Consider the following 12,051-nt stretch of genomic DNA (forward strand, 5'->3'; position numbering starts at 1 on the left):
AGGCTCGTTATGAAAAGGGTCTGCGATTGCAGGCCCGTAACGTTTACCGCAGCATAAGCAGCGGATAACGGCTTTCAGCCAGCATCGCCGTGGTGTGACTGCCGATAAAGAAGCGGCGCAGCCGGGAGTGTCCCCAGGCTCCCATCACGATCAGGTCCGTTCCGTTCTCCTGCGCGTAACGGCACAGCCCGCGCGAGACGGATTCATCCTGTATCAGCCGTGACTCTGCATCAATGCCGGCTGCCTGCAGGATGTGCTGCGCATCATGGAGTGAAGCATCGTCGCCGTTCACCATCACAACATGGCAGGCCAGGCCGCGAAGCAGCGGGCTCACGGTCAGCCGGGTCAGGTTTCGGCGGCTGGCCTCGCTGCCATCCCAGGCAAAAAGTACCCGGGATGGCGCAATAAACATTTCCGGCACAACCAGCACGGGCGCTTTCTGCAGGCGGATGACGCTTTCCAGCTGGCTGCCCACCGTATGTTCTGCGCCCCGTCGTCCGAGCACCATCAGCCTGACGTCATCCAGGCCGGCAAGGATTTCGTCCAGTGCGCCGTGCATCTGCAGCTGGCGTACCTCCGGGCGTCCCGCCCGGGCCAGCCGTTCAGCACAGCCGGCCAGAATAGTTTTCCCCTGCGCCATAAGCAGGCGGCTGCGCTCACCCTCCACGCGCACAAGCGCTTCGGTCAGCAGCTCTTTGCTGTCGATGCCAATGCTGCCGCTCAGGTCAGAGACGGCCGGATGACCGTCTTTTTCCAGCACGTGCAGCAGGGCCAGCGGCGCGGAAAGGCCGGCGGCGGCCCACGCCGCGTAGTCACAGACTGGCCCGGTTGACGGCGAACCATCCACGCAGGCCACAACGGTATTGTTCATAGCTGTAACTCCTGTCAGTTAGTGACCGCCCATCAGTTTTTCCGCTTCTTCCGGCTTGTCATGCACGCCGAAGCGGTCAACGAGGGTACGGGTGGCGTCGTTCATGCCCGGTATTTCTACCTCAGCGCCTTCGCGGCGGAACTTAATTACCGCCCTGTCCAGTGCGCTAACGGCGGTGATGTCCCAGAAGTGAGCGTGCGTGACGTCAATGACCACGCGCTCTGCCGCTTCCCTGAAGTCAAAGTGGCTCATAAAGCGATCGGCGGAGGCAAAAAAGACCTGGCCGGTCACGGTATAGATCCGTGTCTCACCCTCCCGTGACGATCTGACCGTCATAAAGCGCGCTACCTTAGTGGCAAAGTTCAGCGAAGCAATCAGCACTCCGGTCAGCACGCCGAAGGCCAGGTTGTCGGTGGCCACCACCACGACCACGGTTGCCAGCATGACCACGCTGGTCGAGAGCGGATGGCGGCGCAGGTCGGTGATGGATCGCCAGGAGAAGGTGCCGATGGAGACCATGATCATCACCGCGACCAGCGCCGCCATGGGGATCTGCGACACCTGATCGCGGAGGAAAATAATCAGACAGAGCAGCACCAGCCCGGCCGTCAGGGTGGAGAGGCGCCCGCGCCCGCCGGATTTTACGTTAATCACCGACTGACCAATCATGGCGCAGCCCGCCATGCCGCCGATAAACGCCGTGCAGACGTTGGCGATGCCCTGCGCCTTGCACTCGCGGTTTTTATCGCTCGGGGTATCGGTCATGTCATCCACGATAGTGGCGGTCATCATTGACTCCAGCAGTCCCACCACGGCGAGACCGGCAGAGTAAGGCAGGATAATCAGCAGCGTATCCAGGTTCAGCGGAATGTCCGGAATGAGGAACACCGGCAGGCTGTCGGGCAGTTTGCCCATGTCGCCCACGGTACGCACATCCAGGTGCAGCCACATGGAGATGGCCGTCAGCACCACGATGCAGACCAGCGGGGAGGGAATGGTTTTATTGAGGTATGGAAAAAGATAGATGATGGCCAGGCCGGCGGCGGTAAGCGCATAAACGTGCCAGGTCACGTTGGTCAGCTCCGGCAGCTGCGCCATGAATATCAGAATAGCCAGCGCATTGACGAAGCCCGTCACGACCGAGCGCGACACGTAGCGCATCAGACTGCCAAGCCTCAGGTAGCCGGCAGCCAGCTGCAGCAGGCCGGTTAGCACTGATGCCGCCAGCAGATACTGCAGGCCGTGATCTTTCACCAGCGTTATCATCAGCAGCGCCATGGCGCCGGTAGCCGATGAAATCATGGCGGGACGTCCGCCAAAGATGGCCATAACCACGGGAATACAGAAGGCCGAGTAGAGGCCGACCTGCGGGTCAACCCCGGCAATGATGGAAAACGCGATCGCTTCAGGAATGAGCGCGAGCGCGACGACAATACCGGCGAGCACGTCACCACGGACGTTGCCCAGCCAGTCCTTACGCGTCGAGGACAGCAGCATAGTAATTTCTCAGATTTTAGATACAGTCAGCCCGTGAGGGCAAAAAATTCAGGGACGAAAAAGCACATCCGCAAACGGGATGTTTTTGAGTGCGCGACTGAAACTACTCAGTGCGACAGGGAAGGGTGACGACTCAGGGTGGCGTAAGACGCATGATTTTTGAGTTCTCCTTTACGGCAAAAGGATGCCTTCAGGACTGCAATAAGCCAGCGAAACCCGGGGCGGGGCGCTGACGGCGAAGTCTGTCCCTCTCAGGACAGGCACTAAACTATAAACAAAAACGGTGAGAGGTCAACGTTTCAGCAAGCGGAACAGGGCTGCGAACAGCGGTACCAGCGCGTATATTAACCCTGTCTGCGCATGTCACCGCAGAAACATACATGAAATCAGCCTGGTATTTATATATGAATTTATGCATATGTATTGACGGCATTTGCGCGTAAAGTCACACTGGCTTTTTACGCCAGCTACCCGGAGTTATCATGCCTCAGCTTTTTCCTCTTCAGCTTTTTAAGGGGCTGTCTGACGAAACGCGTTTAAAGCTTGTCCTGCTTCTGCGTGAAAAAGGTGAACTCTGTGTATGCGAGCTGACGCTGATACTGAAAGAGAGCCAGCCCAAAGTATCCCGGCATCTTGCGCTACTCAGAGACAGCGGCCTGCTTATCGACAGGCGTGACGGCAAATGGATCCATTACCGGCTGTCCCCTCACATGCCCGCCTGGGCTGCAGCCGTGATTGAACAGGCTTATCTGTGTCAGCAGGATGACATCCAGCATCTCAGCCGGCAGGCTGAGCGGGACAACGCTACGACCAATGGCAAACCTGTCTGCATTTAAAAATTTACCTATACATATATGCTTTTCCATATTTAACGTTTCTGGTTGCGCTGTGCTTATTCTGAGAGGTGCAGTAGTGAAGGAGGGACTATGTTTCTGGCAGGTGCAATTTTTGTTCTGACGCTGGTGCTGGTTATCTGGCAGCCGAAAGGACTCAGTATTGGCTGGGGTGCTGTTATCGGGGCTGCGCTGGCGCTGCTGACGGGCGTGGTGCATATCGGGGATATTCCGGCAGTCTGGCAGATTGTCTGGAACGCCACGGCCACGTTTATTGCGGTTATCATCATCAGCCTGCTGCTGGAGGCATCCGGCTTTTTTGAGTGGGCGGCACTGCACGTTTCCCGCTGGGGAGGCGGCAGAGGCCGGCTGCTGTTCACCTATATCGTTCTGCTGGGCGCGGCGGTGGCGGCGCTGTTCGCCAATGACGGCGCGGCGCTTATCCTCACGCCGATTGTCATCGCCATGCTGCTGGCGCTGGGCTTCAGCCCGGCTGCCACGCTGGCATTTGTGATGGCGGCTGGGTTTATCGCGGACACGTCCAGCCTGCCGCTCATCGTATCGAACCTGGTCAACATCGTGACGGCGGATTTCTTTACGCTGGGCTTTAGCGAATATGCGTCCGTTATGGTGCCGGTGAATATGGCTTCCGTAGTGGCTACGCTGGTAATGCTGCACCTGTTTTTCCGCAAAGATATTCCGGCAGGTTATGACCTGACAAAGCTAAAAATGCCCCGTGACGCTATCCGTGACAGGCGGACCTTCAAAACCGGCTGGCTGGTGCTGATTCTGCTGCTGGCCGGTTTTTTTGCACTGGAGCCGCTTGGCGTACCGGTCAGCCTGGTTGCGGCAGCGGCGGCCTTCATTCTCTGGCTGGTTGCACGCAAAGGACACGTTATCGATACCCGAAAGGTGCTGAAAGGTGCACCCTGGCAAATCGTTATCTTCTCGCTGGGCATGTATCTGGTGGTATATGGTCTGCGTAATGCCGGCCTGACGGATGACCTCTCAGCCATTCTGAATCGCTTTGCAGAGCACGGCGTCTGGGGGGCAACGCTGGGTACGGGCTTTCTGACGGCCTTCCTGTCATCGGTCATGAACAACATGCCCACCGTGCTGGTCGGGGCGCTCTCTATTGACGGCAGTACCGCTCAGGGCACGGTAAAAGAGGCAATGATTTACGCGAACATCATTGGCTGCGACCTCGGCCCGAAAATTACCCCGATTGGCAGCCTGGCAACCCTGCTGTGGCTGCACGTTCTGGCGCAAAAAAATATCACTGTTAGCTGGGGCTATTACTTTCGTGTTGGCATCGTGATGACCCTGCCGGTGCTTTTTGTGACGCTGGCCGCGCTGGCCCTGCGCCTGTCTGTTTAAACGTGATCCGGGCTGCGTGCATGCAGCGCCTGTATGGAGTATGACTGATGACTGACATTACTATTTACCACAACCCGGCCTGCGGCACGTCCCGTAACACCCTGGCGCTTATCCGCAATAGTGGCGTGGAGCCAGCAGTGATTTTATATCTGGAGACGCCGCCGACACGCGCTGAGCTGCAGACGCTGATTGCAGATATGGGAATCAGCGTGCGCGCACTGCTGCGCAAAAATACGGAACCGTTTGAGCAGCTGGGGCTGGCAGAGGATCGGTTCAGCGATGACGAACTGCTGGATGCTATGCTGGCTCACCCCATTCTCATTAACCGTCCGGTGGTGGTAACGCCGCTCGGTACAGCGCTCTGTCGTCCGTCTGAAGCTGTTCTGGATATTCTGCCTGATCCACAGAAAGGGGCATTGATGAAAGAAGATGGTGAACAGATTATCGATGAGCACGGAAACCGTATCGGCCACTGACACCCTGACATTCCGCCAACAGAGCGAGAGAGGCAAAAACAGCTGGCCTTGAACCACGGCGGGAAGGGGGCAGTCTGTGCCTTCATCTTGCTTCCGACCAGAGCATCCGCACGCGCAGTTCTGCAACGGTCGGAGACGTGTCCGGAGCGTTATCAGCGTCAGAAGTTGGTTTTATCAATAACGGCGACGTTATGCTTTCGGATTAATTTCCGTCATCAGCCATTGCTCAAAAGCATGCAGCGCCGTTTCATTTATGCCTGTTGAAGCCGGTTTTATTAAATGAAACTTTTTGCTGAGTGAAGCAGACTCAGGCCAGGGAGCAATAAGCTCGCCGTTAGTTAACTCTTTTTCGACATATATCCGCGGCACCAGTGCAACGCCCTGTACTGACAGCGCTGCGGCGATAGACATTTCGTGCAGATCATAGCGGACTCCCTGCGCCGGGTTATCAAGTTCAATTCCGGTTTCCTGCGCATAGTACTGCCATGCCTGCGGATTCTGAAGACGGTGAATGCGAGGCAGCTCATTAAGCGGCACGCTCTCTTTTTTGTTCTTCAGAAGTGCCGGATGGCATACAGGCAGCAGCGTTTCCTGAAAAAGAAACTGCATATGCATACCTGCCCATGCCGGATGATCGAAATGTATTACCGCGTCAAAACCACTGCCAGCGAGAATAAAAGGATCTGTTCTGGCGGCGATGTTCACACTAATTTCCGGATACAGGGTATAAAAGCTTTTCAGACGCGGGATTAGCCAGCGGCATGAAAACGTTGGCAGGGCAGCAATCTCCAGAGTCTTACCGCCTTCTGGCACACCTATGACCGATTGCGTATCTCTTTCCAGCCGGTCAAGCGATTCGCGTATTTGATCTGCATAGCGGGCGCCAACTGAATTGAGCGTAACGCGACTTCCGCTGCGATCAAACAATCTGCAGTTTAACATGGACTCAAGGCGGGCTATTTGTCGACTGATTGCGCCTTCGGTAAGTGATAACTCCTGCGCTGCCCGCGCAAAATTTCCATGCCTTGCTGCGGCTTCAAAGGCAAGCATGGCTCGACTGCTGGGAATTTTTCTTAGCATTAATACGGCCTGATTATTGATACAAAATTCTTTACAGTGACAAAATATCATTAATCAGTGAATTAATTTCGATTTAAATCGGGAAAACAGTTGCTTAGCATAATGAAAACACATCAGGCAAGCGGGCGCCTGCCAGTACTATTATGAGGTATGTATGCACGGTGATAGTTTCCCGACCTGTCAGGTTGGCGGTTATCAGGTTATTGCGCTGAGCGATGGCACTATGGCGGCCACGCTTGATCTTCTTTCAGGTATTGACGTCGCAAAGGCTGCAAGTATCCAGTGCGCTGCCGGGATTGAGAGACAGGGTGATATCCATATTAACGGTTATCTCATCCGTGGATATGGACACACTATTCTGGTAGATGCGGGCGCTGGCGGGCAAAACAACGTGGGTGGGAGGCTTCAGGAGAAGCTGAAGATGCTCGGCATTCTGCCTGATGACGTAGACAGGATATTACTGACGCACGGTCATCCCGATCATATCGGCGGTCTGCTGCATGAAAACGGAGAGCCGGTATATAAAAAAGCTGATCTCTATATTCATCCCCTTGAAATTGCGCACTGGCAGGATAATGAAAAACTACAGAGAGCCAGTGAGCGCGGCAAACATAATTTTGCACTGTTCCGAAAAGTCCTGGCCGCCTATGCCGGGAAGATACGCCTGCTTGATGAAAATGAAGTTGTGCAGGGCATGCGCCCTGCATGGCTGCCAGGCCATACCCCAGGACACACCGGATTTCATATTCATTCCGATAAAAAAGCGGTGTTAATATGGGGAGATGTCGTTCATTTTCCCTATATTCAGTCAGCAGTTCCCGCTGTTTCAATCATGTTTGATGTCAATCCTCTACAGGCTGAAGAGACAAGGAAAAAAGCGCTGCAACAGGCCGTGGATGACAAACTGATTATTGCCGGTATGCATCTGAACCAGACAGGATTCTGCTGTTTCCAGCGGTCTGGAGATGGGTATCTGCTTTGCCGGTTACATCAGGAATAAAAATACAGGTCACTCCCTGTCCGCTTTAAGCAAAAATCGGACGCTGGCGTTGTTTATATAAATCTGGTTGGTGTTTTTTTCCATTAGTTCAGAGACGAAAAATAGTGTGTCGGCGATTTCCCCAGTGCTTTTCTGAACATTGTGATAAATGCGCTGACCGAATCATATCCCAGCGTTCCGGCTACGCGCTGCACGGACTGACCTTCTGCCAGATGGCTTAGAGCAATCATTAAGTGCAACTGCTGACGCCAGCGACCAAAGCTCATTCCTGTCACGTCTCTGACCAGTCTGGCCAGAGATCGTTCGCTGGTTGCAAGGTCCGCAGCCCACTGTTTTAACGTTCTACGGTCATCAGGCACATTAAAAAGTGCCTCAGCCATATACCGGATTTTAGGATGGTCGGATACAGGCAGGTGAAGCGCTTTAACCGGCACATCCGGTATATGTTCCAGCAGTACCGCTGCAAGCCTCGCGGTTTTATCGTCAGGTAAATAAGCATGTTCCTGCTCTGCCAGAAACAGAATCAGCTCGCGGACCAGAGGGGTAATGGCAAGGGTACAGCAGGTTTCCGGCATCGCTGCCGCGCCAGGTTCGATAAACAAAAAGCAGGTGGCTGCATTCTTCGTGACCCGGCAACTGTGAGGTATTTCTCCCGGTACCCAGACAGCATGTCCCGGCGGAACAATCCATAGCGCATCCTGAACCTCACAGCTTACTGCACCGCGTAAAGCGAGAATAAGTTGTCCTTTACGGTGAGCGTGTGGACTCTGCCCGGCATACTCGCCAGACGATGATACATGCAAGGCGACCGCAGCCTGACTGAAAGCATCAGCATCAAACTCATCCGGTGAGGTCACCGGTTTTTTATTAACTGGCATGATTTAGTTATATGTTGTCAGGTTATCTATATTCTGTAACTTATACCTCCTTTAAAGTCTTTCTTTTTTTAGAGAAAGCAGAATTTATGTCCCGCATTACGAACAAGTGGTCTTCTGTCATACTTGTGACCGGCATCCTCTTTATCGCCATTAACCTGCGTGTTCCTTTTACCGCTATCGCACCCGTTTTAGAGTCCATTCGCCATGATTTTGGGCTAAGTATCACAGCCATTGGGTTACTTAACTCGCTGCCTTTGCTGGCCTTTGCCGCTTTTTCCCCCCTGAGCGCAACCATTTCCCGCAAATACGGCCTGGAACGCACCCTTTTTGGTGCCCTGATCGTGATTTCAGCGGGTATCCTGCTTCGATCCACAGCCAGTGTCTGGGCGCTTTATGCCGGAACAGTATTGATAGGTATCGGGATTGCCCTGGGCAATGTCCTGCTGCCTGGCCTTATCAAGCGTGACTTTTCTGACAGGATGGCTTCCGTAACAGGGGCCTATTCCATCATTATGGGCGCGGCTGGTGCCATTGGCTCTGCCATTGTCATTCCTCTGACGCAGCGCTGGGGCTGGAACATCGCGTTAGCCATGCTGGTTTTTGCACCACTCTTTGCGCTGTTTTTATGGTTGCCCCAGTTAGCGAAGAAGCATCAGCTGCCAGCAGCGGGTGAGAAAAAAGCAGCGACCGTCGCGGTCTGGCGCTCGCCTCTGGCATGGCAGGTCACCCTGTTTATGGACCTGAATGCGATGCCGTTTTATGTGGCGGTCGGCTGGCTGCCTGCCATTCTGACGGACAGTGGACTCTCTTCCGTTCAGGCTGGTGAGGTACACGGCATCCTTCAGCTGACCACTGCCATACCCGGCCTGATTCTGGCAGCCACGCTGCGTCGTCTTAACGATCAGAAATTAGCTGCTGCTGGCGTCAGCCTGTTAACCGCGGTGTCCTTTATCGGCATCCTGTATCTGCCGAATCTGGCCATGCTGTGGGCGGCGCTTCTCGGCTTCGGCTCAGGTGCCAGCATGATGCTGGGTCTGACCTTCATCGGACTGCGTACTAAAAACGTCGATGATGCTGCCGCGTTGTCAGGCATGGCACAGAGTGTCGGTTATCTGATGGCGGCGATGGGACCGCTGTTGCTGGGCAAAGTGCAGGAGCTGTCCGGAGGCTGGACGATGCCATTACTGATGACCGCAGCAATCGCAGTCGCAGGCGCCTGCACCGGAATGGCTGCCGGACGCAACGCTCACCTGGAACCTGCACAGCAGCCGGGCTGAATTCACCGATACAGCAGGGGAAACGATCGGGTCCTTTGCTGAGGGTGCTGTTGATTGTTGTTCTAAAGGCGCTTCCTGTTACCGGCGCCCTCTTTTACCGGAAAGATTGCTTCTCAGCTGCGCCTTCGTTAAAAAGTCCGGAAACCCAGTCAGCAAAAGCACGCACGGCGGGAGAAAGAAAACGCTGATGCGGATAGAGCATCGTCACCGGCACGGAGGGGGGCTGCCAGTCCGCCAGAACTTCGACCAGTTTGCCTTGCTGCAGATCCTTCGAAATCACATTCTCAGCAAGCTGTGCCAGCCCCAATCCCTCAAGACACAGTCTAATGTAGAGTCCCGTTTCGTTGACGGCTGCATTCCCCTCCACCGGAACAGAGAGGGTCTCAGCGCCTTGTGTAAAACGCAGTTCATTAGTGCGTCTTCCCGAACCGGAAAAGTAATGAATCGCCCGATGCTGTGACAACGTTTCAGGCGTTTCAGGAACACCGAACTCCCTGAGATAGTCCGGTGAGGCACAGGTCACCCAGCGAAACCGGCCAAGCGGACGGGCAACCAATGTAGAGTCAGTTAATTCACCGGTTCGTATGACGCAATCCACCCCTTCCTGCACAAGATCGACCTGCCGATCGCTCACACCAATCATCAGGTAAATATCCGGATAAAGCCGGTAAAAGTTTTTCAGGTTTGGCATGACGATGAAATGGGCGATCCCACCAGGCATATCAACCCGCAGCCGCCCCCGGGGACGGCTGATGGAATCACTCAGGCTGGATTCGCTATGTTCAATCAGCGACAGGATTTCGCGGCATTGCGCCAGATACTGCAGGCCTTCAGGAGTAAGGCTGACCCGTCTTGTCGTGCGGTTCAGCAGACGCACCTGCAGGTACTTCTCCAGGTTTTTGATCGTGCTGGTAACAGTCGAAGAAGGCAGTGACAGCGTTTCTGCCGCGCGTACAAAACTTCCGGCTTCAGCAATCCGCATGAAAATCTGCATAGCCTGAATCCGATCCATCATCCTTTCCCTGAGTAAAAACTGAGTCTGATTATTCGCGAATTATGAATGATAAAAACGGTTTAGACATCTTTTTAAGGTTAATAGCGTCGCGTATCGTTTCCTCATTGATTAGGAAAGAGGCAGGTTAATGACTGATTACATCAGAAATATTGTTAACAATCAGAATGTCACGTTACAGGCTACGTTGATTCATGGCGCGACGATACTGAGTATGGACGAGAGCGTCGGCAACATGGAGCGCGGTGACATCCTCATCAACGGCTCAACGATTACCGCCGTGGGTCAGAACCTTGACGCACCAGGTGCTCACGTCATTGATGCCACAAATATGATTGCCATGCCGGGGATGGTCGATTCTCATCGTCACGCCTGGGAAGGCCAGCTGCGTCGCATCAACCCTAACGCAACCTGTCTGGACGACTATAGCAATGCGACGCACTTTTCGTTCGCCAGATATTACCGCCCGGAAGATATCTATGTCGGTAATCTTCTGACGGCGCTGGGCGCGATTGATGCGGGTATCACCACGATGATTGATAACTCACACAACAGCCGGACCGCAGCACACGCCGATGCCGCCGTTGAAGCCCTGTTTGATGCCGGTATTCGCGCTGTCCATGCTTCCGGCGCGCCGGTGGCCGGTGAATGGGATAAGGCGCACTGGCCTGGCAACTGGCAGCGTCTGCAGGAAAAATATTTCAGGGATAATCCTGAGAGTCTTGTGACGCTGGGCGTCATGGCCCAGCTGGAGCCGGAATTGTGGGCTGAGGCCCGCAGGCTGGGGCTGCCGATTGTCACCGAGTTCTTTGGTGCTGAAATGGCCTCCGAACTCGAATCACTGCATCAGCAGGGTCTGCTTGGCCCGGACAATATTTTTAACCACTGCACAGCCCTGCCTGATGAGGGATGGGAGATTCTGCGCGACGCCGGTGTCCGGGTCAACGTCTGCCCGCGCTCAGATTCGCACTATGGGATCGAAAGCGGGATGTTCGCCATTGAAGCCGCGCAGCGTCATGGCATCAATCCGGGCCTTAGCGTGGACAATGAAACGTCTTACAGCACCGACATGTTTATGGAAATGCGTGTGGCGTTCTATTTGCAGCGTGTGATGGGTATGCATAAGCAGCACTGCTGTGATTCCGGACATTCGCTGACAACGCTTCCGGCTGCGCAGCTGCTTAAATCGGCAACCGTTGATGGCGCGGTTTGTGCCGGACTGCAGGATAAAATCGGGAGCCTGACGCCAGGCAAACAGGCAGATTTGATCCTGATTAACGCGGCTGACCTCAACCTTTATCCCAACGGAAATGCGTTTGGCACGGTGGTACATGCTGCTGAACGCAGCAACATTGATACCGTGATGATCGGCGGGCGCATCGTCAAGCAAAACGGCAAAGTGCTGGGTGTGGACAGCAAGCACCTTCGCGCCGCCATCGATGAATCACGCGAACACCTTTTTGCAGCAGCAGGGTATCAGCCAGACATCTTTGCGGAAAAATTCCTGCCGCTGGTTCAGGCAAACTGACAGAGACAGACAGCATGAGCGCGATTTATTACGCGATCGGTCCGGCAGCCGGGACCGCCGCGTACCGGTATGACGCACATGCAGGCGGTCACCGGGTCAGGCATCATTCTGCAGCGCGACGGCCGGAGCTGCTGAACAGGGCTGGGCTATTCAAGGTTAATCACGCGCAGGCCTGACCAGCACCGCTCTCCGGCACCGGTTATCAGCACGACGGGCGCCTCA

Annotated in this window: 11 protein-coding genes; 6 read left to right on the top strand and 5 right to left on the bottom strand. The window is 54.8% G+C overall.

All coding sequences use genetic code 11. The features are described from left to right. Positions 1 to 43 precede the first annotated feature (43 nt). Together BBA90_RS01890 and BBA90_RS01895 are read right to left on the bottom strand one after the other, a co-directional pair. A complete protein-coding gene (locus BBA90_RS01890; RefSeq protein ID WP_065647627.1) occupies positions 44 to 871 on the bottom strand; it encodes a universal stress protein in 828 nt (275 codons plus the stop codon). 18 nt (positions 872 to 889) lie between these two features. After that, complete coding sequence (locus BBA90_RS01895) at positions 890 to 2,368, bottom strand: SulP family inorganic anion transporter (protein WP_084798731.1); 1,479 nt, start codon at positions 2,366 to 2,368, stop codon at positions 890 to 892. 482 nt (positions 2,369 to 2,850) lie between these two features. On the opposite strand from BBA90_RS01895, the gene BBA90_RS01900 reads away from it, so the two are divergent. From BBA90_RS01900 to arsC, 3 genes are all read left to right on the top strand, one after another. Beyond that, on the top strand, positions 2,851 to 3,204 hold the full coding sequence (locus tag BBA90_RS01900) for a metalloregulator ArsR/SmtB family transcription factor (protein WP_065647628.1): 354 nt from the start codon (positions 2,851 to 2,853) through the stop codon (positions 3,202 to 3,204). Between the two features lie 90 nt (positions 3,205 to 3,294). Continuing rightward, complete coding sequence (locus BBA90_RS01905; RefSeq protein WP_065647629.1) at positions 3,295 to 4,578, top strand: arsenic transporter; 1,284 nt, start codon at positions 3,295 to 3,297, stop codon at positions 4,576 to 4,578. Between the two features lie 47 nt (positions 4,579 to 4,625). Further along, a complete protein-coding gene (arsC, locus tag BBA90_RS01910; protein WP_065647630.1) occupies positions 4,626 to 5,054 on the top strand; it encodes a glutaredoxin-dependent arsenate reductase in 429 nt (142 codons plus the stop codon). Positions 5,055 to 5,243: 189 nt separating this feature from the next. Here the strand turns inward: arsC and BBA90_RS01915 are convergent, their stop codons facing one another. After that, positions 5,244 to 6,134 (bottom strand): LysR substrate-binding domain-containing protein, encoded by an 891-nt coding sequence (locus tag BBA90_RS01915; RefSeq protein WP_065647631.1) that lies wholly within the window; start codon positions 6,132 to 6,134, stop codon positions 5,244 to 5,246. A gap of 154 nt (positions 6,135 to 6,288) precedes the next feature. On the opposite strand from BBA90_RS01915, the gene BBA90_RS01920 reads away from it, so the two are divergent. After that, positions 6,289 to 7,134 carry an MBL fold metallo-hydrolase gene (locus tag BBA90_RS01920; RefSeq protein WP_065647632.1) on the top strand — a complete coding sequence of 282 codons (846 nt, stop codon included), beginning with the start codon at positions 6,289 to 6,291 and terminating at the stop codon, positions 7,132 to 7,134. 83 nt (positions 7,135 to 7,217) lie between these two features. Here the strand turns inward: BBA90_RS01920 and BBA90_RS01925 are convergent, their stop codons facing one another. Next, positions 7,218 to 8,012, bottom strand: a complete 795-nt coding sequence (locus BBA90_RS01925) for an AraC family transcriptional regulator (protein WP_065647633.1) — start codon at positions 8,010 to 8,012, stop codon at positions 7,218 to 7,220. 86 nt (positions 8,013 to 8,098) lie between these two features. Between BBA90_RS01925 and BBA90_RS01930 the strand changes: the two genes are divergently transcribed. Further along, on the top strand, positions 8,099 to 9,289 hold the full coding sequence (locus BBA90_RS01930; protein WP_065647634.1) for a CynX/NimT family MFS transporter: 1,191 nt from the start codon (positions 8,099 to 8,101) through the stop codon (positions 9,287 to 9,289). 94 nt (positions 9,290 to 9,383) lie between these two features. On the opposite strand, the gene BBA90_RS01935 is transcribed toward BBA90_RS01930, so the two are convergent. Beyond that, positions 9,384 to 10,301 carry a LysR family transcriptional regulator gene (locus tag BBA90_RS01935; protein ID WP_065647635.1) on the bottom strand — a complete coding sequence of 306 codons (918 nt, stop codon included), beginning with the start codon at positions 10,299 to 10,301 and terminating at the stop codon, positions 9,384 to 9,386. A 130-nt stretch (positions 10,302 to 10,431) separates the two neighbouring features. On the opposite strand from BBA90_RS01935, the gene BBA90_RS01940 reads away from it, so the two are divergent. Continuing rightward, positions 10,432 to 11,829 (top strand): amidohydrolase family protein, encoded by a 1,398-nt coding sequence (locus BBA90_RS01940; RefSeq protein WP_065647636.1) that lies wholly within the window; start codon positions 10,432 to 10,434, stop codon positions 11,827 to 11,829. The last annotated feature ends 222 nt before the right edge of the window (positions 11,830 to 12,051 follow it).

The organism is Pantoea eucrina (assembly GCF_001691555.1).
GTDB lineage: Bacteria > Pseudomonadota > Gammaproteobacteria > Enterobacterales > Enterobacteriaceae > Pantoea > Pantoea borealis.